This window comes from Bradyrhizobium sp. USDA 4486, from assembly GCF_054057995.1.
Map to the genome: position 1 here is coordinate 6,375,786 of NZ_JBSRZV010000001.1, position 25,782 is coordinate 6,401,567.

At 65.9% G+C, this 25,782-nt stretch carries 23 protein-coding genes; 15 read left to right on the top strand and 8 right to left on the bottom strand.

Going from position 1 to position 25,782, the window contains the following annotated elements:
• Positions 1 to 38 precede the first annotated feature (38 nt).
• The 3 genes from ACVWY3_RS30055 to dnaK all read right to left on the bottom strand — a co-directional run bounded on the left by ACVWY3_RS30055 (position 39) and on the right by dnaK (position 4,010).
• Positions 39 to 638, bottom strand: coding sequence for a class I SAM-dependent methyltransferase (locus ACVWY3_RS30055; RefSeq protein ID WP_027561640.1), 600 nt, complete (start codon positions 636 to 638; stop codon positions 39 to 41).
• 88 nt (positions 639 to 726) lie between these two features.
• On the bottom strand, positions 727 to 1,863 hold the full coding sequence (gene dnaJ, locus ACVWY3_RS30060; protein WP_456841699.1) for a molecular chaperone DnaJ: 1,137 nt from the start codon (positions 1,861 to 1,863) through the stop codon (positions 727 to 729).
• Between the two features lie 245 nt (positions 1,864 to 2,108).
• Positions 2,109 to 4,010, bottom strand: coding sequence for an Hsp70 family protein (dnaK, locus tag ACVWY3_RS30065; RefSeq protein ID WP_456841700.1), 1,902 nt, complete (start codon positions 4,008 to 4,010; stop codon positions 2,109 to 2,111).
• Positions 4,011 to 4,408: 398 nt separating this feature from the next.
• Here dnaK and ACVWY3_RS30070 point away from each other — a divergent pair, with 398 nt between their 5' ends.
• Positions 4,409 to 5,350 carry a hypothetical protein gene (locus tag ACVWY3_RS30070; RefSeq protein WP_456841701.1) on the top strand — a complete coding sequence of 314 codons (942 nt, stop codon included), beginning with the start codon at positions 4,409 to 4,411 and terminating at the stop codon, positions 5,348 to 5,350.
• Between the two features lie 164 nt (positions 5,351 to 5,514).
• Positions 5,515 to 6,237, top strand: coding sequence for a bifunctional nicotinamidase/pyrazinamidase (gene pncA / locus ACVWY3_RS30075; protein ID WP_456841702.1), 723 nt, complete (start codon positions 5,515 to 5,517; stop codon positions 6,235 to 6,237).
• Positions 6,238 to 6,368: 131 nt separating this feature from the next.
• On the opposite strand, the gene grpE is transcribed toward pncA, so the two are convergent.
• Positions 6,369 to 6,986: a nucleotide exchange factor GrpE gene (gene grpE / locus ACVWY3_RS30080; protein ID WP_456841703.1), complete on the bottom strand. Its 618-nt coding sequence runs from the start codon at positions 6,984 to 6,986 to the stop codon at positions 6,369 to 6,371.
• Between the two features lie 109 nt (positions 6,987 to 7,095).
• Positions 7,096 to 8,184, bottom strand: coding sequence for a heat-inducible transcriptional repressor HrcA (hrcA, locus tag ACVWY3_RS30085; RefSeq protein WP_456841704.1), 1,089 nt, complete (start codon positions 8,182 to 8,184; stop codon positions 7,096 to 7,098).
• 170 nt (positions 8,185 to 8,354) lie between these two features.
• Here hrcA and rph point away from each other — a divergent pair, with 170 nt between their 5' ends.
• From rph to hemW, 3 genes are read left to right on the top strand one after another with little or no spacing between them, the layout of a single operon-like run.
• Complete coding sequence (gene rph / locus ACVWY3_RS30090; RefSeq protein WP_235542105.1) at positions 8,355 to 9,068, top strand: ribonuclease PH; 714 nt, start codon at positions 8,355 to 8,357, stop codon at positions 9,066 to 9,068.
• A 10-nt stretch (positions 9,069 to 9,078) separates the two neighbouring features.
• Positions 9,079 to 9,714, top strand: a complete 636-nt coding sequence (rdgB, locus tag ACVWY3_RS30095) for an RdgB/HAM1 family non-canonical purine NTP pyrophosphatase (RefSeq protein WP_456841705.1) — start codon at positions 9,079 to 9,081, stop codon at positions 9,712 to 9,714.
• A gap of 16 nt (positions 9,715 to 9,730) precedes the next feature.
• Positions 9,731 to 10,915: a radical SAM family heme chaperone HemW gene (gene hemW, locus ACVWY3_RS30100; protein ID WP_456843491.1), complete on the top strand. Its 1,185-nt coding sequence runs from the start codon at positions 9,731 to 9,733 to the stop codon at positions 10,913 to 10,915.
• Between the two features lie 119 nt (positions 10,916 to 11,034).
• On the opposite strand, the gene ACVWY3_RS30105 is transcribed toward hemW, so the two are convergent.
• The gene (locus tag ACVWY3_RS30105) at positions 11,035 to 12,270 is read right to left on the bottom strand and encodes a penicillin-binding protein activator (protein ID WP_456841706.1); all 1,236 of its coding nucleotides are present in this window, start codon (positions 12,268 to 12,270) and stop codon (positions 11,035 to 11,037) included.
• 344 nt (positions 12,271 to 12,614) lie between these two features.
• Between ACVWY3_RS30105 and rsmI the strand changes: the two genes are divergently transcribed.
• The 7 genes from rsmI (at position 12,615) to ACVWY3_RS30140 (ending at position 19,814) form a co-directional block, all read left to right on the top strand.
• The gene (gene rsmI / locus ACVWY3_RS30110; protein WP_456841707.1) at positions 12,615 to 13,565 is read left to right on the top strand and encodes a 16S rRNA (cytidine(1402)-2'-O)-methyltransferase; all 951 of its coding nucleotides are present in this window, start codon (positions 12,615 to 12,617) and stop codon (positions 13,563 to 13,565) included.
• The gene (locus ACVWY3_RS30115; RefSeq protein WP_456841708.1) at positions 13,552 to 13,953 is read left to right on the top strand and encodes a YraN family protein; all 402 of its coding nucleotides are present in this window, start codon (positions 13,552 to 13,554) and stop codon (positions 13,951 to 13,953) included. Before rsmI ends, ACVWY3_RS30115 begins: the two co-directional genes overlap by 14 nt.
• A 10-nt stretch (positions 13,954 to 13,963) precedes the next feature.
• A complete protein-coding gene (gene gshB / locus ACVWY3_RS30120; protein WP_456841709.1) occupies positions 13,964 to 14,908 on the top strand; it encodes a glutathione synthase in 945 nt (314 codons plus the stop codon).
• A 482-nt stretch (positions 14,909 to 15,390) separates the two neighbouring features.
• Positions 15,391 to 16,206 carry a Flp pilus assembly protein CpaB gene (cpaB, locus tag ACVWY3_RS30125; RefSeq protein WP_456841710.1) on the top strand — a complete coding sequence of 272 codons (816 nt, stop codon included), beginning with the start codon at positions 15,391 to 15,393 and terminating at the stop codon, positions 16,204 to 16,206.
• 13 nt (positions 16,207 to 16,219) lie between these two features.
• Complete coding sequence (locus ACVWY3_RS30130) at positions 16,220 to 17,743, top strand: type II and III secretion system protein family protein (RefSeq protein WP_456841711.1); 1,524 nt, start codon at positions 16,220 to 16,222, stop codon at positions 17,741 to 17,743.
• Positions 17,744 to 17,793: 50 nt separating this feature from the next.
• Entirely contained in the window at positions 17,794 to 18,528 is a 735-nt protein-coding gene (locus ACVWY3_RS30135; protein ID WP_456841712.1) for a CpaD family pilus assembly protein, read from the top strand.
• Positions 18,525 to 19,814, top strand: coding sequence for an AAA family ATPase (locus ACVWY3_RS30140; protein ID WP_456841713.1), 1,290 nt, complete (start codon positions 18,525 to 18,527; stop codon positions 19,812 to 19,814). The genes ACVWY3_RS30135 and ACVWY3_RS30140 overlap by 4 nt, the downstream gene beginning before the upstream one ends.
• A gap of 31 nt (positions 19,815 to 19,845) precedes the next feature.
• Here the strand turns inward: ACVWY3_RS30140 and ACVWY3_RS30145 are convergent, their stop codons facing one another.
• Both ACVWY3_RS30145 and ACVWY3_RS30150 read right to left on the bottom strand, forming a co-directional pair.
• Complete coding sequence (locus ACVWY3_RS30145; protein ID WP_456841714.1) at positions 19,846 to 20,619, bottom strand: tetratricopeptide repeat protein; 774 nt, start codon at positions 20,617 to 20,619, stop codon at positions 19,846 to 19,848.
• A gap of 80 nt (positions 20,620 to 20,699) precedes the next feature.
• Positions 20,700 to 20,945: a PilZ domain-containing protein gene (locus ACVWY3_RS30150; RefSeq protein WP_130364001.1), complete on the bottom strand. Its 246-nt coding sequence runs from the start codon at positions 20,943 to 20,945 to the stop codon at positions 20,700 to 20,702.
• Positions 20,946 to 21,169: 224 nt separating this feature from the next.
• Here ACVWY3_RS30150 and ACVWY3_RS30155 point away from each other — a divergent pair, with 224 nt between their 5' ends.
• From ACVWY3_RS30155 to ACVWY3_RS30165, 3 genes are all read left to right on the top strand, one after another.
• Positions 21,170 to 22,708, top strand: a complete 1,539-nt coding sequence (locus tag ACVWY3_RS30155; RefSeq protein WP_456841715.1) for a YifB family Mg chelatase-like AAA ATPase — start codon at positions 21,170 to 21,172, stop codon at positions 22,706 to 22,708.
• 109 nt (positions 22,709 to 22,817) lie between these two features.
• Positions 22,818 to 23,285: a hypothetical protein gene (locus tag ACVWY3_RS30160; RefSeq protein ID WP_456841716.1), complete on the top strand. Its 468-nt coding sequence runs from the start codon at positions 22,818 to 22,820 to the stop codon at positions 23,283 to 23,285.
• 118 nt (positions 23,286 to 23,403) lie between these two features.
• A complete protein-coding gene (locus ACVWY3_RS30165) occupies positions 23,404 to 25,629 on the top strand; it encodes an ATP-binding protein (protein WP_456841717.1) in 2,226 nt (741 codons plus the stop codon).
• Positions 25,630 to 25,782 lie beyond the last annotated feature (153 nt).

The following is a 25,782-nucleotide window of genomic DNA, read 5'->3' on the forward strand; positions in this document are numbered from 1 at the left end:
GAAACGAGCCCGCCGCGCAAAGGGAAATGCCGGCGGAATTAGTCCTTGCGATACACCCAGACGCGGGCCGGCGGAAGGTTCATCCAGATCCGTTCCGAGGCCTCTGTGGACACGCCGGGCAGCGATTTCGGGATCGGCGGCACCACCGCATAGGTGAATTGGACGAAGGGCGCGCCGGGCGCCAATGCCGTGAAGGCATCGCGGATCAGCCTCAGCCGCGTCAGCATCGGTTTTGTCACCAGCGGCAGGCCCGAGACGACCGCGCTCGCCGGCGCGCTCAGCACGTTCCAGAGCGTGTCGCGCAGGCGGTAGGCATCGCCCTGCACCACCTTGGCTTGCGGATAGCGATCGCGCAGCAGAGCGCAGAAGCCGGGATTGTATTCGACGAGGACGAGACGCTTCTGGTCGACACCGCGCTCGACCAGGGCTGAAGTGATGGCGCCGGTGCCGGGCCCGAGCTCGACCACCGGAGCGTCCGAATCGATATCAACGTAGTGCGCCATGGTCCGGGCCAGGAGCTTGCCCGATGGCATCACCGCCCCCATGTGCAGCGGCTTTTCGATCCACGACCTGAGAAAACGCACCTCGTCATCGAGACGGGGCTTCTTCAACGCACGCGCGGACGATGGCAATGGCATGTCAGGACCGGACGGGACCGCGCGACCGCGGCGTGTCAGAAAATGGTCATAAACAGGTATAGGCCGAAGGCGGCACGGTCAAGACAAGTCAGTTCGCCCGATTACTGAAGAGATCCTTCACCTTGGCGAAAAAGCCGACCGACTCCGGCTGGGTATTGCCGGAGGACAGTTTTTCGAATTCGGCCAGCAACTCCTGCTGTTTCTTGGTGAGGTTCTGCGGGGTCTCGACCGCGACCTGGACGTACATATCGCCGGTCTGGCGCGAGCGCAGCACCGGCATGCCCTTTGATGCAATGCGGAATCGGCGGCCCGACTGGGTTCCGGCCGGCACCTTCACCTTGGTCTTCCCGCCGTCGATGGTCGGCACCTCGAACTCGCCGCCCAAGGCGGCCGTCACCATCGAGATCGGCACGCGGCAGTGCAGGTCGGCGCCATCGCGCTGGAACAGCTGGTGCTGCGCTAGGGACAGAAAGATGTAGAGGTCGCCGGGCGGACCGCCGCGAACGCCGGCTTCGCCTTCGCCGGCGAGCCTGATCCTGGTGCCGTCCTCGACGCCCTGCGGGATGTTGACCGAGAGCGTGCGCTCGCGGGTGACCCGGCCCTGGCCCGCGCAGGACGGGCAAGCTTCCTCGATCATCTGGCCGCGGCCCTGACAGCCCGGACAAGTCCGCTCCAGTGTGAAGAAACCCTGCGACTGCCGCACACGGCCGGCGCCGCCGCAGGTCGAACAGGTCTTCGGCTTGGTGCCGGCCTTGGCGCCGATGCCCGAGCAGGCCTCGCAGGTGACCGAGACCGGGATCTCGATCTGCGCGGTCTTGCCGCCGAAGGCTTCCTCGAGCGTGATCTCCATGTTGTAGCGCAGGTCCGCCCCGCGCTCGCGGCCGCCACGGCCGCGCTGCCCGGCCATGCCGAACAGGTCCTCGAAAATGTCGGAGAAGGAGGAGGCGAAGCCCGCGCCGAAACCGGCGCCGCCGCCAAAGCCGCCACCCTGCTCGAAAGCCGCGTGACCGTAGCGGTCGTAGGCGGCGCGCTTGTCCTTGTCCTTCAGGACCTCGTAGGCCTCGTTGATTTCCTTGAACTTGACTTCGCTGGTCTCATCCCCGGGATTGCGGTCGGGATGGAATTTCATCGCGAGCTTGCGGAACGACGATTTCAGCTTGGATTCGTCGGCGTCGCGGTCGACTTCGAGGGTCTCGTAGTAGCAGCGCTTGGTGGACGTGGACATGTTGAGCTCGGTCTATCCAATCGCGATTCAAGTTGGGGCGAAACAGCGCTGCCACGCACCGATATAAGCGCCCTCCCGCCTCACGGCAGAGAGCAGCCTGGCAGCGCTGAGAATAACGGCTGGAAATTGATCGATCGTAACGGGAGCGTGCCCCGGCGACCTCGACACGGAAGCCTCCCCCGCGAAGGGGGAGGCCATTAGCGCGTGTGGGGTCCAAGCCGTCCGCATCGTCACCCTCTCGGGGTTCAGGCGGACTTCTTGTTGTTCTTGTCGTCGTCGACTTCGGTGAATTCCGCGTCGACGACGTCATCCTTGGCCGCATCCTTCTTGGCGTCGGCCTCGGCCTGCTGCTTGTACATGGCCTCGCCGAGCTTCATCGAAGCCTGGGCCAGCGTCTGGGTCTTGGCCTTGATCGCCTCGGCATCGTCGCCCTTCAGCGCTTCCTTGAGGTCGCTGACGGCATCCTCAATGGCGCGGCGCTCGCTCTCGGCGACCTTCGAACCGTGTTCGGCCAGAGCCTTCTCGGTCGAATGCACGAGACCATCCGCCTCGTTCTTGGCGGTGACGGCCTCGCGGCGCTTCTTGTCCGCCTCGGCATTGGCCTCGGCGTCCTTGACCATCTTCTCGATGTCGGCTTCCGACAGACCACCAGAGGCCTGGATGCGGATCTGCTGCTCCTTGCCCGTGGCCTTGTCCTTGGCCGAGACGTTGACGATGCCGTTGGCGTCGATGTCGAAGGTCACCTCGATCTGCGGCATGCCGCGCGGCGCCGGCGGAATGCCCATCAGGTCGAACTGGCCGAGCATCTTGTTGTCGGCCGCCATCTCACGCTCACCCTGGAAGACGCGGATGGTAACCGCGTTCTGGTTGTCCTCGGCGGTCGAGAACACCTGGCTCTTCTTGGTCGGGATCGTGGTGTTGCGGTCGATGATGCGGGTGAACACGCCGCCCAGCGTCTCGATGCCCAGCGACAGCGGGGTCACATCGAGCAGCAGCACGTCCTTGACGTCGCCCTGGAGCACGCCGGCCTGGATCGCAGCACCGATCGCCACGACTTCGTCGGGGTTGACGCCCTTGTGCGGCTCCTTGCCGAACAGCTGCTTCACGACCTCTTGGACCTTCGGCATGCGGGTCATGCCGCCGACCAGCACGACCTCTCCGATCTCACCGGCGGTGATGCCGGCGTCCTTCAGCGCCTTGCGGCAGGGCTCGATGGTCTTCTGCACGAGGTCGTCGACCAGCGCCTCGAACTTGGCGCGGGTGAGCTTCATCGTCAGATGCTTCGGGCCGGTCTGGTCCGCGGTGATGAAGGGCAGGTTGATCTCGGTCTGCGTCGTCGACGACAGCTCGATCTTGGCCTTCTCAGCAGCTTCCTTCAGGCGCTGCAACGCGAGCTTGTCGTTGCGCAGGTTGATGCCCTGCTCCTTCTGGAACTCGTCGGCCAGATAGCCCACGAGGCGCATGTCGAAATCTTCGCCGCCGAGGAAGGTGTCGCCGTTGGTCGACTTCACCTCGAACACGCCGTCGCCGATTTCGAGAATGGAGATATCGAACGTGCCGCCGCCGAGGTCGTACACGGCGATGGTGCCGGCCTTGGTCTTGTCGAGACCATAGGCGAGCGCAGCCGCGGTCGGCTCGTTGATGATGCGCAGCACTTCAAGGCCCGCGATCTTGCCGGCGTCCTTGGTCGCCTGGCGCTGGGCGTCGTTGAAGTAGGCGGGAACGGTGATGACGGCCTGGTCGACCTTCTGGCCGAGATGGGCTTCCGCGGTCTCCTTCATCTTCTGCAAGATGAACGCCGAGACCTGCGAGGGCGAGTAGGTCTGGCCGTCGGCCTCGACCCAGGCGTCGCCGTTGGAAGCCTTCACGATCTTGTACGGAACGAGCTTCTTGTCCTTCTCGACCATCGGGTCGTCGTAGCGGCGGCCGATCAGGCGCTTCACCGCGAAGAACGTGCGCTCGGGATTGGTGACGGCCTGGCGCTTGGCAGGCTGGCCGACGAGGCGCTCACCGTCGTCCGTCACGGCGACGATCGAAGGCGTCGTGCGCATGCCTTCGGAGTTCTCGATGACTTTGGCGTTCTTGCCATCCATCACGGCGACGCACGAGTTCGTGGTGCCGAGGTCGATCCCAATGACCTTTCCCATGGTCCTGATATCCTTCTTTTTGCGGCAGGTTGGCTGGGCCCAGAAGGCACCCGAACCGAAACCCCCTAAGATCAAACATCCGCGATATTGCGATGATTGAGGCTCATATAGGAGGGGGGGAGGGGGCCGCAAGGACCGAACGCAAGTTTCGGCCGTGAAAACATTGAGTTTTGGAAGATCATATCCGGGCTCAACCGCCCTTGCGGGTGAGGAAATATTAACAGGTTCGGCGGTCCGCCAGCCCCCGGCACCGTGATCCGGCCCGCCCTGTTACCGGCGGGCCAAACCCGCTACAAGGCGGACCGGCCGGACAGCCTCGTCATCGGGCTGCTTCGCGCGACAAAGCGGCCCAATCGCCGACCATTGAACGGCCTCAATGTGAACCAATCAGAGTGCCCATGAAGCTGATCCGCCCCCTCGCCGCGCTCGCTCTCCTCGCTGCCTCAGCGCTCCCGGCCTTTGCCGCCGACGCCGTTTACCCGCCCGGACTTCGTCTCGGCATGGTGCCGCTGGTCGGGCTCAACACGGCCAAGAGCTTTCCGGGCTTCGAAAGCGAGGACGGCAGCGTCAAGGTGCTGATCACGGAGCTGCCGCCGGCGGCCTATGGCGAGGTCGTCAGCGCCTTCAATTCCAATCCGGCCGGCACCGGTGGCGTCAAGCAGGACAAGTTAGAGACCCCTGCGGGCCTTGCCTATTTCACCACCGAAAGCGGCAAGGCGGGCGACACCCCGGTGAAGCGCTATTCGATGATCGTGCCAGGCGCCGGCTTCTCCGGCTATGTAGCGGTGCAGATTCCGGAGAACGCGACCAAGATTTACACCGACGAGGCGGTGCGGCAGATGTTTGCCAGCGCCACCACCCGCAGGGAGGTGTCGGCCGAAGAGCAGATCGCGCTGATGCCGTTCAAGATCACTGATCTTGCCGACTTCAAGGACATCCGCACGCTGGCGCCGGGCTCCAGCATCATCCTGGCCGACGGCAGCGAGAGCACCGGCTATGAGCAGAAGCCGTTCATGATCCTCGGCCTGATCGGCGCCACCCCGCAAGCCGCCGACGACCGCGCCCGCTTCGCCCAGGAGGCGGCGCTCCAGATCCCCGGCGTGCGCGAGGCGCGCGTCACCATGTCCGAGCCGATCCGCATCAACGGCCAGCAGGGTTTTGAGACCCGCATCGACGGCGTCAGCGGCAAGGACAAGGTCCCGGTGACCGTGGTGCAGTGGATCCGCTTCTCGACCGGCGGCGCCTCGCTGCGCATCATCGCCAGCGCCCCGCGCGACCAGTGGCAGGCCGCCTTCACCCGCTTCCGCGCCGTGCGCGACGGGATCCAGCCGAAGGGATAGCTGCAGACGGTCCAACACACTCGCCGCGCGCCTGTGAAGGCGCGCTTATCCGGGACGGGCTGGCAGCCCAACCCCTTACCAAATCGGGCTGCATTTTCGGGCTTCAGTTCGTTCGCGCGCGGAACTAGGCTTTGTCTCCATTGGCTCACAAGGGGAGGCGAACGATGCTGGATCGGCGACAAATCCTGGCGGCGCTTGGAACGACGGCGCTCGTGGCTCTCACTCCGACCGCACTTTTCGCAGCGGCATCGATCAAGCCGGACGACACCTCCGCGCTGCTCGTGATCGACGTGCAGAACTGCTTCCTGCCCGGCGGCAGCCTTGCGGTGAAGGAGGGCGAGCAGGTGGTGCCCGTCATCAACAGAATCGCGAAAGGTTTTGCGAATGTGGTGATGACGCAGGATTGGCACACGCCCGGTCACATCTCGTTCGCCTCGGTGCATTCCGGCAAAAAGCCGTTCGAGACCATCGATCTTCCTTACGGCAAGCAGGTGCTGTGGCCCGATCATTGCGTACAGGGCACCGACGGCGCGGCGCTGTCGAAGGACCTTAATATCCCGCACGCCGAGCTCATCATCCGCAAGGGCTTTCACAAGGACGTCGACAGCTACTCGGCCTTCCTCGAAGCCGACGGCAAGACCTCGACGGGTCTGGCCGGCTATCTGAAGGCGCGCAAGATCAAGCGCGTCTTCGTTGTGGGATTGGCGACAGATTTCTGCGTCGCATGGACCGCACTAGACGCGCGCAAGGCTGGCTTCGAGGTCTACGTGGTGGAAGACGCCTGCCGCGGCATCGACACCCAGGGCTCGCTGGCAAAAGCCTGGGCCGATATGGCCAAGGCCGGCGTGAAGCGGATCCAGTCGGCGGATATCGCGGTGAGTGCGTAGGCTTCACGCAGTCATTCCGGGGCGACGCGAAGCATTTAACTCAGGTGCGCAATTGCGCGCCTGAGACCCTCGAGATTCCGGGTTCAGCCCTGCGAGCCGCCCCGGAATGACGCTTCGCCCATTTTCGCCGCTCAGTTCGGCGCGTCGCTCGACTCGTTGTTGTTCGCGGCCGGCGCGGCCTTCGCGCCGCCTTTGGCCACGCCGACGAGAGCCGGACGCAGCACGCGCTCGCCGATGGTGTAGCCGGCCTGCACGACCTGCACCACGGTGCCCGACGGCACCGACGCATCCGGCACTTCGAACATCGCCTGCTGGAAGTTCGGGTCGAACTTCTGGCCCTGCGGATCGAACTTCTTCACGCCGTGCTTCTCCAGCGCGTTGAGCAGCGAGCGCTCGGTGAGCTCGACGCCCTCGATCAGCGAGATCAGGCCGGGATCGGCCGCCGCCCGCGCCTCGGCCGGAACGGCATCCAGCGCGCGCTGGAGATTGTCGGCGATGTCGAGCACGTCGCGGGCAAAGCCGGTGATGCCGTAGAGGCGGGCGTCGGCGACCTCCTTGGTGGTGCGCTTGCGCAGATTCTCCATCTCGGCCAGCGTCCGCAGCATGCGGTCGCGCGCTTCGGCAGCTTCCTTCTGCAAGGTCTCGACCGAACCCGGCTCGGGATCGTCGGGCATGACGTAGGGCTTTGACACCACGGGCTCGCCGGTCGGCGCGGTCGTGTCTTCGGGTTGCCGGTCTCGATCGTTCATCGGCTCAAATCTCGAACTGGTTTCCAAGGATTGTTAGCAAGGATTGTTGGGCCGGATATCGTGCCTAAGCGCGCGAAAATCAAGCGCCCGTGATCGGCGCAAATGCCGGTCAGCCCCCCAGGAGACGGCTGACGATGCGGGCGGCGTAGTCCACGGTCGGGATGACGCGGGCATAATTCAGCCGCGTCGGCCCGATCACCCCCAAAACGCCGACGATATGACCGGCGGCATCGCGATAGGGCGAGATGATCGTGGAGGAGCCGGACAAGGAAAACAGCTTGTTCTCCGAACCGATGAAGATGCGCACGCCCTCGGCGGTCTCGGCGCGGCCCAGCAGGTCGATGACGCCGCGCTTGGTCTCGAGATCGTCGAATAGGAGGCGAACCCGCTCCAGATCCTCCAGCGCGTGCAGATCCTCGAGCAGATTGGCGTGGCCGCGCACGATGAGCTGGCGGTCTTCGTTCTCGCCGCCGGACCAGCTCGCAAGTCCAGCCGAGATCACCTTCTGCGTCAGCTGATCGAGCTCGGCGCGAGCTTCCCCCAGCGCGGTTTCGAGCTCAAGGCGAGCCTCGGCGAGCGTCCGGCCGCGGATGCGCGCATTGAGGAAATTGCCGGCCTCGGTGATCGCCGAGGAGGGAACTCCGGGCGGCAGCGTCAGCACGCGGTTCTCGACCTGGCCATCTTCGCCGACCAGGATCACCAGCGCCTTCTCCGGTTCCAGGCGGACGAATTCGATATGCTTCAGCCGCGCATTTAATTTTGGCGTCAGCACCACGGCAGCGGCACGGGTCAGGCCCGACAGCCGCATCAAAGCCTGGTCGAGCGCCGCCTCGACCGACTGCGCCTCGCCGACGGAGGAGAGCTGGCTCTGGATCGACTGCCGCTCGGCCTCGTTGAGATCACCGACCTGCATCAGGGCATCGACGAAGAAGCGCAGGCCGAGTTCCGTCGGCAGCCGGCCGGCGGAGGTGTGCGGGGCATAGATCAGGCCGAGCTGTTCCAGATCGGCCATGACGTTGCGGACCGAGGCCGGCGACAGCGGCATGGCGATCAGCCGCGAAATATTCCGCGAGCCGACGGGCTCGCCGGTCGCGAGATAGCTTTCGACAATTTGACGAAAGATATCGCGGGAACGCTCGTTGAGCTGGGCGAGGCCTGCGCGCGGCGCGATCAGATGGATCGGATCGTGATGGGCCACAGACGGTAACTCCTCTCAGATGCTCATAATTTGTCCATCCTCGACGCGTCTGACAAGCGTGGCATTTGCGGGGTGGAAAACCGGGGGCGAATAAGGCCTTGCCGCCCACCCTCACCCCACCTACAAGCACCGCGAACAGCCCTTTTCCGTGAGTTTTTGGAGGATTTCCCATGCGGCCAAGCCGCCGTGCGCCCGACGAATTGCGCCCCGTGACGCTGGAGCGTGGCGTGGTCAAATATGCGGAAGGCTCGTGCCTGGTGAAATTCGGCGACACCCATGTGCTGGTCACCGCCACGTTGGAGGACCGCCTACCGCCATGGTTGAAGGGCCAGGGCCGCGGCTGGGTCACCGCCGAATACGGCATGCTGCCGCGCGCGACGTCGGAACGCACCCGCCGTGAGGCCTCTGCCGGAAAACAAAGCGGCCGGACCGTCGAGATCCAGCGCCTGATCGGCCGCTCGCTTCGCACCATCGTCGATCTCGAGGCGCTCGGTGAGCGCCAGATCACGGTCGATTGCGACGTGCTCCAGGCCGACGGCGGCACCCGCACGGCCTCGATCACCGGCGCCTGGGTCGCGCTCGCCGATTGCATCAACTGGATGAAGGCGCGCAACATGATCAAGGCCAATGTGCTGCGCGACAACGTCGCTGCGATCTCCTGCGGCATCTACAACGGCACGCCGGTGCTCGACCTCGACTATGCCGAGGATTCGGAAGCAGAAACCGATGCCAATTTCGTCATGACCGGCGACGGCCGCATCATCGAAGTGCAGGGCACCGCGGAACGCGAGCCGTTCACGCAGGACGAGTTCCTGAAGCTGATCGCCCTGGCGCAGAAAGGCATCGCGCGTCTGGTGGACTTGCAGAAACTGGCCGTGGCGTAGTCAATAAGCCATGCACCGCCGAATCACTGGAAAGCTCGTCATCGCGACCCACAATCCCGGCAAGCTCGCCGAGATGAAGGAGCTGCTCGCGCCTTACGGCATCGAGGCGGTGTCGGCCGGTGAGCTCGGTCTGGGCGAGCCCGACGAGACCGGCAACGACTTCCGCAGCAACGCCGCGCTCAAGGCGATCGCAGCGGCAAAGGCGACCGGGCTTCCCGCATTCGCCGATGATTCCGGCATCGTGGTCGACGCGCTCGACGGCGCGCCCGGCATCTACAGCGCGCGCTGGGCCGGACCCAGCAAGGACTTCGCCGCAGCCATGGCGCAGATCGAGCGTCTGCTGCAGGAGCGTGGCGCGACCACGCCCGACAAGCGCGCCGCGCATTTCGTCTCCGCGCTTTGCGTCGCCTGGCCCGACGATCATCTCGAAGAGGTCGAGGCGCGCGTCGACGGCACGCTGGTGTGGCCGCCGCGCGGGAGTGCCGGTTTCGGCTACGATCCGATGTTCCTGCCGAACGGACACGATCGCACCTTCGGCGAGATGACCAGCATCGAGAAGCACGGCCTGCCGCCGCTCGGCCTCGGCCTGTCGCACCGCGCCCGCGCCTTCGTGAAACTGGCGGAGATCTGCCTTGAGCCGCGCTAGAGCGTTTTCGAGCGAAGTGGATACCGGTTCGCGCCAGGAAAACGCGTCAAAACAGGAATCTGAAGCCTTCGGCGTCTACGTGCACTGGCCGTTCTGCCTGTCGAAGTGCCCCTATTGCGACTTCAACAGCCATGTCCGCCACGCCGCGATCGACGAGCCGCGGTTCGCTTCCGCTTTCGCGCGCGAGATCGCAACGACGGCCGAGCGCGCGCCCGGCCGTGAGGTCACCTCGATCTTCCTCGGCGGTGGCACGCCGTCATTGATGCAGCCCGCCACTGTCGGCGCCGTGCTCGATGCGATCGGCAAGCACTGGTCCGTTGCCGACGATGTCGAGGTCACGCTGGAGGCGAACCCGACCAGCGTCGAGGCCACACGCTTCGCCGGCTATCGCACGGCGGGCGTGAATCGCGTTTCGCTTGGCGTGCAGGCGCTCGACGATGCCTCGCTGAAGGCGCTTGGCCGCTTGCACAGCGCACGCGAAGCGCTCGATGCCGTCGCCATCGCGCGCCGCTCGTTCGAGCGCTATTCGTTCGACCTGATCTACGCCCGCCCCGACCAGACGCCGGCGATGTGGGCCGACGAGCTGCGGCACGCGATCGATGAAGCCGCCGAGCATCTGTCGCTCTATCAACTGACGATCGAGGAAGGCACGCCGTTCTTCGGCCTGCACCAGGCTCGCAAGCTGAAAACGCCGGACGAAGCGGTCGCGCGCGCGCTCTACGACGTGACGCAGGAGACCTGCGACAGGCTCGGCCTGCCCGCCTACGAGATCTCCAACCACGCGCGGCGCGGTGCCGAGTGCCGGCACAATCTGGTGTACTGGCGGGGCGCGGAATATGCCGGCATCGGCCCGGGCGCACATGGCCGCCTCGATATCGACGGCGTGCGCCATGCCACTGCCACGGAGAAACGTCCCGAAGCCTGGCTGCTGCGGGTCGAAACCAACGGTCACGGCGTCGTCACCGACGATCTCCTCAACAGCGAAGAACGGGCCGACGAATTTTTGCTGATGGGATTGCGCCTCGCCGAGGGCATCGACCCCGACCGTTACAGAGCCCTGGCCGGCCGTCCACTCGACGCCGGCCGCATCGCGCTGCTGCGCGAGGAAGGCGCGATCACGGTCGACGCGACGGGACGTTTGCGCGTGACGAGCAGCGGATTCCCGGTGCTGGATGCGGTGGTCGCCGATTTGGCGGCGTAACGAGCTCTCGTAGGGTGGGCAAAGCGAAGCGTGCCCACCCATTCCATGCGATTTAGCTGAGAGATGGTGGGCACGGCGCAAGTGCGCCTTTGCCCACCCTACGGCGCCTTCGTCCTGAGCTACGCTCCAAAGCTCTTCGGCGAACCCGCCACCGCAACGCCACCGCCGGTCGTCACCTTCATCACCGCGAGGCCCCGTTCATTGGTACCATCCGCGCGGAAGCGGAACAGGCCGTCAATGCCGGCAAAGCCTGAGGGGTTGGTGAGCACGTCGGCCGAGAATCGCGTGGTGCCCTGGGTGCGCGCGAGCGCGGCGACGAGGGCGACGGCGTCATAGGCGAGTGTCGCGGTGCGGATCGGCTCGGCGCCGTATTTGGTGCGATAGCGGCCGGAGAACGCGCGGAAGCCGGCCGGATCCGGTGCGGCATAGAGGCCGCCTTGCAAGTTTTGGCTGGCATAGACGCGCGGATTGTCCCACAGCCCTGTGCCGAGCAGCTGGATGTTGCGCAAATTCGCGCCGGCCGCGGTCATCGCATCGGCCACCGCGACGACGGCATCGCCGTCGTCGGCAATGAACAGCGCATCGGCACTGCCGAGCTGCTGCGCCACGGTGCGCGCCGGGGTGGCGCGATCCGCACCATATCTTTCGAAGACGACGACGCGTCCGCCACGCCGCGGCACCGCTGCCTTCACTGCGGCCTCGACGACATTGCCATAGGCATTGTCGGGCACGAGCACGGCGACGGAGCGCTTCCCGATGCTGGCGGAATATTCAATGATCCGGTTGACGTCGGACTCCGGCAGGAAGCTCAGCAGATACACGCCGCGGCCGGCGATGCTGGAATCGGTCGAGAACGCGATCACGGAAATGCCGCGCGTGCGCGCGACCTGGGCGACCGCGGGCACGGATTGCGCGAACAGCGGCCCCAGAATGATCTCGGCGCCTTCCTCGACCGCCTGCTGCGCGCCGGCCTGCGCGCCTTGCGGGCTGCCATTGTCGTCCTTGATCAGCAGCTGGATGTTCGGATTCTGGAACTCGGCCAGCGCCATTTCCGCGGCATTGCGCATGGATTGCGCGGCGAGGCCGGCATTGCCGGCGGCCGAGAGCGGCAGGATCACGGCAACCTTGACCCCACCGGTGCCGGCGGTGGTCGCCTGTTGAGGCGGACCGGCCGGCTGGGCCGGCGGCGGGGAGGAGCTGCTGAAGGGATTGGAGAACTGGCTGAGGCTCTGCTGCACGCCGGCGCAGGCCGAGAGCAGGGGGGCGCCGAGCAACAGGCCGAGCGCACTCCGCCGGGTCGCCCCGGACGTTCGGGGCTCCTCAACGGGAGACTTCGGATCACGCGGGCCCAGCATCGCAACTTCTCTTCTGACCAGCGGTCGCCAGCCGGTCACAACATTCACGGCCGCGACGGAAGCCGCGGATTCAGGCATATTGTCGGAAAATAGTTAACCAAAACAAAAGGATAATGACCTCTTAACACGGCCGCACCTTAAGTCCTGGCTGGCTGTCCGCCGACCGTCTCGACAGCGTTTCCGCCGCGAATACGATGTTGAAGCTTCATATCCTCTCACGCGTGCCCTGGTGAATCACATTCCTGTCCTTCTCCGCCCCACCAAGTCAAATCTTGGGCTTGGCCGCGATCTTTTTCGGAGAACCGGTTCCCAGCCCCGAGGATCATGCCTAAGTTCGATTCATTATGCGCGCAAAGCCGGCCCCGATAAATCCGCCTGAAGGCCCAGACGCCGCTCCGCGCGGTTTCTCCATCGACGCCCATCGGCTTCCGGCCGCGAAGGCGGCGCCGGGTCTGTATCTGGTCGCAACCCCCATCGGCAATCTCGGCGATATCACGCTACGGGCGCTCCAGACGCTCGCAGGCGTCGACGTCATCGCCTGCGAGGACACAAGGATCACGCGACGGCTCACCGAGCGCTACGATATCTCCGCGCAGCTCAAGCAATATCACGAGCACAACGCCGAGGCCGCGCGCCCAAAAATCCTGGAGGCGCTTGCGGGGGGCGGCTCGGTCGCGCTGGTGTCGGACGCCGGCACGCCGCTGATCTCCGATCCCGGCTACAAGCTGGTGCGCGACGTCTGCGCCGCCGGCCACGCTGTCTATGCGCTGCCGGGTCCGTCCTCGGTGCTGGCTGCGCTATCGGTCGCCGCGCTGCCGACCGATCGCTTCTTCTTCGAAGGTTTCTTGCCGGCCAAAACAGCCGCGCGAAAATCGCGTCTTGCCGAGCTCGCCCGCATCGATGCAACGCTCGTGATGTTTGAATCCGGCAACCGCGTGCAGGATACGCTGGCAGATCTCGCCGAGATCATGGGCAGCCGCGAGGCCGCGATCTGCCGCGAGCTGACCAAGCTGCACGAGGAGATTTCGCGCGCGAAGCTCGACGAGCTGGCGCGTGACGCCGACGGGCTGGAGACGCGCGGCGAGTTCGTGCTGGTGATCGCGCCGCCAGCGGCCGGCGCCGAGGTGCTGACGCCGGATGCGCTGGACGATCTCCTCCGCGAGCAGCTGGCCGCGCACAGCGTCAAGGATGCGGTTGCGCATGCGGTCGCGCTCTCGGGCCGGCCGAAGCGCGAGGTCTATGCCCGCGCGCTCGAGCTTGCGAAAAACCTGCGGGGCGGTGATGGCCAAGACTAGGGGCGATGCGGAACCGAAAGTCGCCTCGCCCGAGCGCGTCGCGGCGTTCCGCACCGGCATCTCCGCCGAGAGCCGCGCCGCCGCCTATCTCATGGCCAAGGGTTACCGCATCCTGGCCAAGCGATACCGCACGGCGCATGGCGAGATCGATCTCGTCGCCCGCCGCTGCAATTTGATCGCCTTCGTCGAGGTCAAAGCGCGCGCTAGCCTCGATGATGCCGCCTATGCGGTCACCCCGCGCCAACAGCAGCGCATCATCGACGCCGCGCAAGGCTGGCTCGTGGCGCATCCCGAGCATGCCGAATTCGAATTGCGATTCGACGCCATGCTGATTGCGCCGCGCTCACTTCCGCGCCATGTGTTGGCGGCATTCGACGCCTCGACCTGAAAGGCAGACCATGAAACTCAACGTCGCCGTCCAGATGGACCCCATCGCCCGCATCAACATCAAGGGCGATTCCACCTTCGCGCTGCTCCTGGAGGCGCAGAAGCGCGGTCACGGCCTGTCCTATTACACTCCCGACAAGCTTTCGATGGTCGGCGACGAGATCGCGGCGCCGGTCCAGCTGCTCACGGTGCGCGACGAGCCCGGCGACCATTTCACCCTCGGCGAGCCCAAGCGCGAGGCGCTCAACGGCTTTGATGTGGTGCTGCTGCGCCAAGACCCCCCGTTCGACCTCGCTTACATCACCTCGACGCACTTCCTGGAGCGCATCCATCCGAAGACGCTGGTGGTCAACGATCCCGCCTCGGTGCGCAATGCGCCGGAAAAGCTGTTCGTGATGAACTTTCCGCAGCTGATGCCGCCGACCCTGATCTCGCGCGATCTCGACGAGATCAACGCATTCCGCGACAAGCATGGCGCCGTCGTGATGAAGCCGCTGCACGGCCATGGCGGCGCGGCGGTGTTCCGCGTGATGCCGCAGGACATGAATTTCGGTTCGCTGTTCGACATGTTCTCGGTGACGTTCAAGGAGCCCTGGGTGATCCAGCAATTCATCCCCGAGGTGAAGCACGGCGACAAGCGCATCATCCTGGTCAACGGCGAGTTCGCCGGCGCGGTGAATCGCGTGCCGGCTACCGACGATCTCCGCTCCAACATGGTGCGCGGCGGCGCGGCCAAGGAGACCGAACTCACGCCGCGCGAGCGCGAGATTTGCGCGACGATCGGTCCGGCGCTGCGCGAGCGCGGCCTGTTGTTCGTCGGCATCGACGTCATCAACGGCAATCTCACCGAGATCAACGTGACCTCGCCCACCGGCATCCGCGCCATCGCGCGGCTCGGCGGCCCTGACGTCGCGGCGAAGATCTGGGACGCGATCGAGCAGAAGCGAACGAAATAAGGCTCTGCCATGACTGCGCTGGGGAGCCCGCGATCTCTCGCCATCGGCGTCCCGGACAAGCGAAGCGCCGGTCCGGGGCCCGTACACAGGGCGTGCTTTGGCGAAGACTAGTCGTGGGTACTTCTATGTTCTACAGCAGAGAGATCACGCGGTATGGGTCCCTGCGTTCGCAGGGACGACACCGATGTTGTGGCGCGCTGCTGCGATCTCGCTGTCATCACGGGATGCCATCACGCATCCATCACTAACCACCCGTTCACCAAGACGCCTTGCGCCTCGTGCGAACGCAGGAGCGCACCGCGTGAAACTACGGGGCCGCTGGCCGACCGGATAACGCGGCGTTCACCATTCGCCCAAAACCAGCAGCGTGACCGGCGATCACATTCGACCTCGCAACACCCCTTATACTTTTACTCCCTACTCATCGACGCAGGGGAACCCGCCAGGTGCGGTTCGAGTGCCCCGCGTAAGAGTAGAAGCGTATGAACACCGCACGCATTGTCGTTCTCGTCATCGCACTGGGCGCCGGCGGCGTCGCTGCGTATCTGGCGAGCGGCTATCAGAATGCGCCCGCGCCCGTCCTTCCCGTCGTCGAGAAGCTGCCGACGATCGAGGTTCTGGTCGCCAAGAACGACATCCAGCTCGGTCAGGCCGTGAAGCCCGACGACCTGCTATGGCAGGCCTGGCCTGCGGCGACCGCGAGCAGCGCCTTCATCCGCCGCGACAGCAGGCCCGAGGCGCAGACGCAGCTCGCCGGCTCGATCGCGCGCGTGCCGCTGATGCAGGGCGAGCCGATCCGCGAGCAGAAGCTGGTCAAGGCCGAGGGCTCCGGCTTCATGGCCGCGATCCTGCCGTCGGGCATGCGCGCCGTCTCCACCGAGATTTCCGCCGAGACCGGCGCCGGCGGCTTCATCCTGCCGAACGACCGCGTCGACATCGTGCTGACCCGCCGCCTGAAGAATCCTGACGGCGCCAACAACGGCCCGACCGGCGGCAACGACCTCATCCTGTCCGAGGTCATCATGACCAATATCCGCGTGCTCGCGATCGACCAGGCGCCGAAAGAGAAGGACGGCCAGAACGCCGTGATCGGCAAGACCGTCACGCTCGAGCTCAGGCCCGACCAGGTCGCCACGCTCTCGGCCGCGCGCCAGGGCGGCACCCTGACACTCGCGCTGCGCAGCATCGTGGATGCCAACGCCATCGACGGCACGCCTGAGGAGGCGGTCAAGCGTCCGGGCGGCGTCAACGTGATCCGCTACGGGGTGCAGGCGCGGCAGCTGACGTCACAGAAGTGATGATGGGGATAGCATGAACTACGGGGAAGATCGGATGGGCCTGCGCCTTCGGGGGAAGCGCGGGCGCTCATGCTTAGCAGGGGTGATGCTGGCGCTGGGGCTGGTCGCGGCCCCCGGTTTCGTCGCTGCCGCGGATGCGCCGGTCGGCGACCAGGCGCCGATGCAGGCGCCGGCGGATCTCAGCGTATCGCCGGTTTCGACCATCGCGCCGGCGCGGACGCGTTTCCTCTCGCTTGGCGTCGGCAAATCCGTCGTCATCGACCTGCCGCGCGAGGTCAAGGACGTGCTGGTCGCCGATCCCAAGATCGCCAACGCAGTGATCCGCTCGGCCCAGCGCGCCTACATCATCGGCGGCCAGGTCGGCCAGACAAATGTCGTGTTCTTCACCGCCGACGGCCAGCAGGTCGCCTCCTACGACATCGCCGTGAAGCGCGATCTCAACGGCATGCGCGCGGCGCTGCGCCAATCGCTGCCGGGCGTGCAGATCGAAGGCGTCGGCGACAGCGTGATGCTGACCGGTTCGGTGTCGAGCCCGGTCGAGGCCCAGCAGGCCGGCGACGTCGCCGCCAAGCTCGTCGGCGGCTCGGACAAGGTCGTCAACAACATCGTCGTACGCGGCCGCGACCAGGTCATGCTCAAGGTCGTCGTCGGTGAAGTCCGGCGCGACATCGTCAAGCAGCTCGGCGTCGACCTCAGCGCCAGCCTGAACGCCGGCACCGCGGTCGTGAATTTCAACAACTCCAACCCGTTCTCGGTCTCCGGTGGCCCGCTCGTCAGCAGCAACGGGCTCGGTGTCACCGGGCTCGCAAAAGGCGTGGCCACGGTCAACGCCACGATGCGCGCAATGGAAAGCGCCGGCGTGATGCGGACGCTGGCCGAGCCGAGCCTGACCGCGATCTCCGGCGAGTCCGCCACTTTCATTGCCGGCGGTGAATTCCCGATCCCTGCGGGCTATTCGTGCGATCCGGTCACCCACGTCTGTACCACCCAGATCACCTACAAGAAGTTCGGCATCTCTCTGAACTTCACGCCAGTCGTGCTCAGCGAGGGACGTATCAGCCTGCGCGTGATGACCGAGGTCTCGGAGCTGTCGAATCAGAACGCCATCTCCGTGACGCAGGCGGTGTCCGCGGGCCAGGCCAGCTCGATCACCATCCCGTCGATCCAGACCCGCCGCGCCGAAACCACGCTGGAAATTCCTTCGGGCGGCTCGATGGCAATGGCCGGCCTGATCCAGCAGCAGACCAAGCAAGCCATCAACGGCCTGCCCGGAATCGACCAGGTGCCGATCATCGGCGCGCTGTTCCGCAGCCAGGATTTCGTCAACAACGAGACCGAGCTGATGGTGATCGTGACGCCCTATGTGGTGCGCGCGGTCGCCCAGAAGGAACTGTCGCGGCCCGACGACGGCTTTGCGCCGGCCTCGGATGCACAGACCGCGCTGCTCGGCCGCATCAACCGCCTCTATGGCATCGCGGCCCGCCGCGTCGATCCGATCGACGGCGTCCAGGGCGATTTCGGCTTCATCATCGACTGAGACGGACGGCTTGGGGGCCGGGCGAGACACGGGGCAAGAGGGGACAAGCGATGACGAAAACGACAGCCGATCGACGTCGCAGCTTACGGATCGCGCTGGCGCTGACGGGGCTCTCCGTGCTGCTCGGCGCCTGCAACACCACCGGCGAGATCGTGACCCAGACGGTGCCGACCGACTATCGCCAACGTCACCCGATCGCGGTGCAGGAAGGCAAGAAGTCGATCGTGATCTTTGTCGGCAAAGCCAGGGGCGGCCTCTCGGCTGCGCAGCACGCCGACGTCGCGGGCATCGCCCGGGACTGGGTGCGCGAAGGCACCGGCTCCGTCGTGGTCGACGTGCCGGTCGACACCGCGAATTCGCGCGCCGCAGCGGCGACCTATCAGGAGATCCAATCGGTGCTCGCCTCCGGCGGCGTGCCGTCGCGCGCCATCGTCCAGCATCGTTATCGCCCTGAGGATCCCGGACTGCTGCCGACCATCCGCCTGAGCTATTCCAAGATCACGGCTGTCGCGGGTCCCTGTGGGCTGTGGCCGGAGGACGTCGGTCCGTCCATCCTCGACCCCGGCTACAATGAGAACCAGCCCTACTTCAATCTCGGCTGCGCCAGCCAGCGCAACCTTGCGGCCATGATCGACAATCCTGCCGACCTCGAGCAGCCGCGCGCGGAGACGCCGGCCTATACCGCACGGCGCGAGATCGCCTTCGACCGTTACCGCAAGGGCTCGACGACCACGACCACCTATCCGGAGGCCGACAGGGCCAAACTGAGCGACACAGGCAAATGACCAGCGTCCACGACGAAGAGGCGGACGATCCGCAGCACCCCGAGGAACATATTGCGCCGGTTCCTCGCATCTCCGTGCAGGCCTTCTGCGAGACGGAGCAGACGCTCGCCGCGGTGACCGCCGCCGGGCAGGACCGCCGGCTCGCCAAGGCGCATCTCACCGCCAAGAGCGGCGGCCTCGCTGCCGCGATCGAGGTCTACGACTCGATGCCGACGCCGAACGTCATCGTGATCGAGTCCGACGGCACGCGCGACATCCTCGAGGGCCTCGACGATCTCGCCGGCGTCTGCGATCCCGGCACCCGTGTGGTGGTGATCGGCAATCCCAACGACACCGCGCCCTATCGCGAGCTGGTCCGCCGCGGCGTCAACGATTATGTGGTGGGACCGGTCGAGACGCTCGACGTCGTCCGCTCCATCTGCAGCCTGTTCTCGGCGTCCGAAGCCATCATCACCGGCCGCGTCATCGCGGTGGTCGGCGCCAAGGGCGGCGTCGGCGCATCCACGGTCGCGCACAACGTGGCCTGGACCATTGCCCGCGATCTCGCGCTCGATTCCGTTGTGATCGATCTCGACCTCGCCTTCGGCACCGCGGGCCTCGACTACAACCAGGACCCGGTGCAGGGCATTGCCAATGCGGTGCTGTCGCAGGACCGGCCCGACACCGCGTTGATGGAGCGCCTGCTCGCCAAATGCACCGATCGCCTCAGCCTCCTTGCTGCACCAGCCACCCTTGAGCGCGTCTACGATTTCGGCGCGGAAGCATTTGATGCGGTGTTCGATACGTTGCGCATGACCACGCCCTGCATCGTGCTCGACGTGCCTCATCAATGGTCGGGCTGGACGCGGCGTGCGCTGGTCAATGCCGACGACATCGTGATCGTGGCCGAGCCTGATCTCGCCAACCTGCGCAACACCAAGAACATGCTCGGCGTGCTCAAGGCGGCGCGGCCGAACGACCGGCCGCCGCTGTACTGCCTCAACCAGGTCGGCATGCACAAGCGTGCGGAGATCGAGGTCAAGGCATTCGCCAAGACCATGGAGAGCCAGCCGCTCGCGGTGATCCCGTTCGACTCCAAGCTGTTCTCGACCGCCGCCAATAATGGCCAGATGATCGCGGAGGTCTCCAGGAGCCACCGCACCACCGAGCTTTTCCAGATCATGGCGAACCGCCTCGCCGGCCGCGGCGACGTGAAGAAGCCGACGCGCTCGCTGCTCGGACCGCTGCTGAAGAAATTGAAGGGCAGATCCGGCCGCAGCTCCGCGCCGCATCGCAAGGCGTCGTAGAGACCAGGAACTGGACGATGGAGAGGGCGGACTATTTGTCCGCCCGCTGCTGCTTCTTGGCCAGGAGCTGCCGCAGCGCGGTGACCTTGGCCGCGGCCTGATCCGGCGGCAGATCGGCCTTCACGAGAATTTCAGCCTCGGCCTCGCGGCCCTGCAATCCCAGCACGAGCGCAAGATTGGCACGGACCCGCGCATCGTTCTGGTCGCGCTGATAGGCGCGGCCGAGCACCTGCTCGGCCTTCGGCAGATTGTTTTGCAGCATATAGGACAGGCCGAGATTGGACAGCACGGTCGGCTCGTCGGGCACGACCTTCAGCGCTGCGGCGTAATATTGCTGCGCTTCCTCGTTGCGGCCCAGCTGATCGAGCGCGGCGCCCTGCGCCGAGAGGATGCGCCAGTCGGGATCCTCGGGCGAATGCGCGCGGCCGAGCACGTCGAAGGCCTGCTGGAAATTGCCGTTGTCGGCGAGCGCTCGGCCGTAGCCAGCGAGCAGCGCCTTGTTGCTGGGATGGCCGAGCACGGCCTGCTCCAGCACCGCGACCGCCTGCGCGCGCTGCCCGGTCTCGCGCAGCGCCTTGCCGTATTCGAGCGCGATATTGGCGTCACCGGGCTTGGCGCGATAGCGCTCGCGCAAGATGTCAATGTCCGATTTCGGATCGGCCTTGCCCGCCGTCTCCGATTTGCCGCCGAGCGCACCGGTCACATCCTCAAGGCTGGTGGTCTGGCAACCGCCGAGCACGAGCACCAGGAGCGCAGGAAGCAGAAATCTCGCCGGGGGACAGGCAACGGACAAACGCTTGGACATACTCTGATCACTCGGCGACTGATCAGAGATGCTTTGCCGATTAACGCTAAAGTCCCGTTAAGGTCGCGATGCTTTGGACCTTAGTCGGTGAATTCGGCGCCGAATTCGCAACCGATCCGCCAGCGCAGACGGCATTGGCGGGAATAGTCCGGCGCGAAGATGATGGTGAATTGCGGCGGCACTTCCAGGAATTCCGCCACGACCTTCACGCCGCCATCCGAGATATCCGTGATCGTGCAATCCCGCGGCAGCGAGCCCGCGCCAAAATGAATCTTGGCGAGCCGGCTGCACACCCGACGTTCGCTTCTCCGGCGATTTACCAGCATTTGCTTGTTCACTTGTTAGACCACGGCCCATCCCGCAGCCCTAGGAGTAGCGGACATTCGTTGGAATGTGCTGAGCGCAGCCGCTCGCATTCGAGGCTTAGTGTCTGGGCCCCGTTTACGGTTTGTTAGGGCTTGCCGCGCTCCGGAAATGTTCCTGTATTGTTCTTGCGCAGCGCCCCCGGCTCTGCTACCCTCGATTGTGCGAGAGGGCAGGCTGGTTCGGCATGGTTCAGCGGGTTTCTACCGTCGCTTTTGAGGGGATCGAGGCTCGTGCGGTCGATGTGCAGGTGCAGGTCGCGCCGGGCCTGCCGGCCTTTGCCATCGTCGGCCTGCCGGACAAGGCGGTCTCGGAGGCGCGCGAACGGGTGCGCTCGGCGCTGATCGCCTCGGGGCTGGCGCTGCCGGCGCGGCGGATCATCGTCAATCTGGCGCCGGCGGACCTGCCCAAGGAAGGCAGCCATTACGACCTGCCGATCGCGCTCGGGCTGATGGCGGCGATCGGCGCGATCCCGCCGGACGCGCTGGCGGGTTTTACCGTGCTCGGCGAGCTCGGCCTCGACGGCTCGATCGCGCCGGTGGCCGGCGTCCTCCCCGCCGCGATCGGCGCCAATATGCGCGAGGAAGGCTTGATCTGCCCGGCATCGTGCGGCTCCGAAGCGGCCTGGGCGAGCCCGGACATCCAGATCATCGCAGCTCACTCGCTGATCCAGATCGCGAACCACTTCAAGGGCACGCAGGTGCTGTCGCGCCCCTCGCCGAAGGTGCATGAGGCCGCCGCCTCCACGCTCGACCTGCGCGACATCAAGGGCCAGGAGAGCGCCAAGCGCGCGCTGGAGATCGCGGCCGCCGGCGGACATCATCTCCTGATGATCGGCGCGCCCGGCGCCGGCAAGTCGATGCTGGCGGCGCGCCTGCCCTCGATCCTGCCGCCGCTGTCGCCGGGCGAATTGCTCGAGGTCTCGATGATCGCCTCCGTCGCCGGCGAGATCGAAGGCGGTGCGCTGACCGCGCGACGGCCGTTCCGCTCGCCGCATCATTCCGCCAGCATGGCTGCGCTCACCGGCGGCGGCATGCGCGCAAAGCCCGGTGAGATCTCGCTGGCGCATCAGGGCGTGCTGTTCCTCGACGAGCTGCCGGAGTTCGATCCGCGCGTGCTGGATTCGCTGCGTCAACCGCTGGAAAATGGCGAGGTCGCGGTGTCCCGCGCCAATCATCGCGTGACTTATCCGGCGCGCTTCATGCTGGTCGCCGCGATGAATCCGTGCCGCTGCGGCAATGCGTTCGAGCCGGGCTATGCCTGCAAACGCGGCCGCATCGACCGCTGCACCGGCGACTACCAGGCGCGCATTTCCGGCCCGCTGATGGACCGCATCGATCTGCGCATCGAGGTGCCCGCGGTGACCGCAGCCGACCTGATCCTGCCGCCGCCAGCGGAGGGATCCGCCGAAGTCGCCGCGCGAGTCGCGGCGGCACGCGACATCCAGCTTGCACGCTATGCCGATGCCGGCCTGCCCAATGTCCGCACGAATGCCGAGGCGCCCGCCTCCGTGTTGGAGGACGTGGCCAAGCCCGACGCGCAGGGCCAGAAACTCTTGCGAGACGCCGCCGAGACCATGCGGCTGTCGGCGCGCGGCTATCACCGCGTGCTGCGTGTGGCCCGCACGCTCGCCGACCTAGACAACGCCGACAAGATCGGCCGGCTGCATCTCGCCGAAGCCTTGTCCTACCGCGCACTCGCGGAGGATGTGCGACAGTTGGCCTGATCCTTCCGCGCATCAACCCGGCGGTAACGAGTTTCCTTTACGCTCTGCAAACCATAAGGCCACGCGTTCCAGGGGACAGTTCCCGAGCGGCCTTGGTGAGTAGAGTGTCATGTTGCGTTTCAAGATCCTGGCCTCGGTTGTTCCCTTGTTGGCGGCTGCGGTGTTCGCCCGCGGCGAGATCGGATCGGTCTCGCATCCTTGCATCGCCCTTGGCGAAACCTCGGTCGAGCTGACATCGCTGTTCTGGACCGCCGGCGTCCACGTCGCCTTCACCGACGATCCCAAGAAGGCGACGGTCCGGGTTCAGATCACCGACGATGCGGACGCCGCGGACTTCGCCCTCGTCGACGACGGCCTCGGATCCGAGCCGGACTCCTGCCAGGCTACCTCGCCGAACCGCCTCGTCTCGATTGCCGCACAGCCGGTCGACGGCGGCCCGGTGATCTACCTTTCCACCGAGGAACCGGCGGATTACCGCATCTATGTGCGCTCGCGAACGTTCTCGCAGCGTGAGGCGGCGGCGCTGATCGTCGGTGCCCGCGGCGGCCATCGCCATTTCCAGGCTGCCTCGCTTTGAGCCATTAACACCTCGTCAACCCTGTTTGGAGGCAACCCCAAGGCCTCAAACTGTTCGCAAGGTCGGCACGACATCGTCGCACGCGGCGGCAGCGGGGTTTGGCTAAAGGTCTGTGGCAATGGGTCGGATGTTCCGGATCAAGGTGCGCATGCGCCGCTTCAGGCGGCGGCATCCCCGCATCGCCTTCGCCATCCGCTCCTTCATGATCTTCTCGGCGACCTTCGGCGGCGCCTATGGTTTCGTCACCGGCAGCCGCGCCGAAAACTCCGGCTACGATCCCCACGCGTTTGCGATCGGCGCGAGCTTCCTGTTCGCCCTCGCCTGCCTCGGCCTTGCCACGCTGAGCATGCGCCTGCGCTTCGTCAACAAGCGGATGCGCAGGCTCGCCGCGCACAACGAGGCGCTGATCGACCGCAATTGGGAGCTGAAGGAAGCCGAGGAGCGCGCGCGCAGCCTGTTCGAACAGCAGGGCGATCTGATCGTGCTGCGCGACACCCAGGGCCGCATCACCTTCGCCAATGACGCCTATTGCGCGCTCGCAGGGCAGCCGCGCGGCGCGCTGGTCGGCACGCGGTTTGACTTTGACGTGCTGGAGCAGGGCGACAGCGCCCGCGACAGCAGCGGCACGCGCGTCCACGACCAGAAGATCGCAACTCCGCTCGGCGCGCGCTGGATCGCCTGGCGTGAAGGCTATGTCCGGCTCGATGCCGGCCAGCCCGCCGAACTACAGAGCGTCGGGCGCGACGTCACCGACCGCACCGAGAGTGAACGCGCGCTGTCCGACGCGCGCGACCAGGCCGATGCCGCCAACCGCGCCAAATCGCGCTTCCTGGCGATGGCCTCGCACGAGATCCGCACGCCGCTGAACGGCATCATCGGCATGGGTGGGCTGTTGCTCGACACCAGTCTGACGCCGGAGCAGGTGACCTATGCCAGGGCGGTGAAGACGTCGGGTGAAGCGCTGATGGCGCTGATCGAAGAGCTGCTCGACTATTCCAAGATCGAGGCCGGCAAGCTCGATCTCGAGCAGCGCCCGTTCGCGCTCTCGACCCTGATCGAGGAGATCACCGAGCTGCTGGCGCCGCGCGCGCAGGCCAAGCAGCTCGAGATCGCCGCCTATGTCGACGAGCGCATGCCGCTGGAAGTGGTCGGTGACGCCGCACGGCTGCGCCAGGTGCTGCTCAACCTCGCCGGCAACGCCATCAAGTTCACCGCGAACGGCGGCGTCGCGTTGATCGTCGAGCCCGGCACCTGGCCGAACGAGATCAGCATTCTGGTGCGCGACACCGGCATCGGCATCGCAACCGACGCGCAGCAGCGCATCTTCCGCGAATTCGAGCAGGCCGACGAGCGCGTCGCCCGCACCTATGGCGGCACCGGGCTTGGCCTCGCCATCAGCGAGCGCATCGTCAAGCGCATGGGCGGCCGCATCACGCTGACCAGTGAGCCGGGCAAGGGCGCAACTTTCGAGGTCGCGGTGCCGCTGCCGGCATCACCGGGCAGCGCGGGGCAGACGGCATTCCCGAGCCCCGACCTCACAGGCAAATCGATTCTTCTGATTGCCGACGGTATCGAGGCCACGTTGATCGCGCGGCGCCTGGAGCGCTGGGGCGGCCAGACCTGCATAACGTCCGACGTCTCGGTCGCGGAAGCCCTGCTGCCGGAGCGATCCTGGCACGCAGTGCTGGTCGATCGCGCAATCGGCGCAGCCGCCGCCGACCGGCTTGGCGGCTTGGCGCGCGCGCATGCGGCGCAGCGGCTGGTGCTGCTGACGTCGAGCTCGCGCCACGAGAAGTTTTCGGCTGACTTTACCGGCTTCCTGGTCAAACCCTTACGTGCCGCCTCGCTCGCCGCACGCCTCGCGCTGACGCCGGAGGTCACCTCGCCTGACCTCGCGCCGGAGCCGCCGGCCGACTCCACCGGCGCAGCCCCGGCAAAGGGCTTGTCGATCCTCGTCGCCGAGGACAACGAGATCAACGCGCTGCTAATGCGCTCGCTGCTGACAAAACTCGGCCACCGCGTCGTCATCGCCGTCCATGGCGAGGCCGCGCTGGAATCCTGGCTCGCGGCGGCATCGGCCGGCACGCCCTACGATCTCGTGCTGATGGACATCCAGATGCCGCTGCTCGACGGCATCGAAGCAACCAAGCGCATCCGCGCCCAGGAGGCCGCCACCGGCGGTCAGCACACGCCGATCCTCGCGCTCACCGCGAACACGCTGGTGGAAGACCGCTACGCCTGTTTCGAAGCGGGCATGAACGGGTTTCTGATCAAGCCGCTCGATCGCGAGAAGCTGGAGCAGGCACTGGCCGGGCTGGCCGCGGCACGGCAGCCGGCGGTGTAGCGGCAATTGATGCTGCCCTAAAGCATGATCCGGAAAAGTGCGAAGCGGTTTTCCGGAAAGATCATGCGCAAACAACAAACTAAAGCGCGATGACGATTCATCCCCATCTCATCGCGCTTTAGAGTGGGCAAAGCGTAGCGTGCCCACCATATC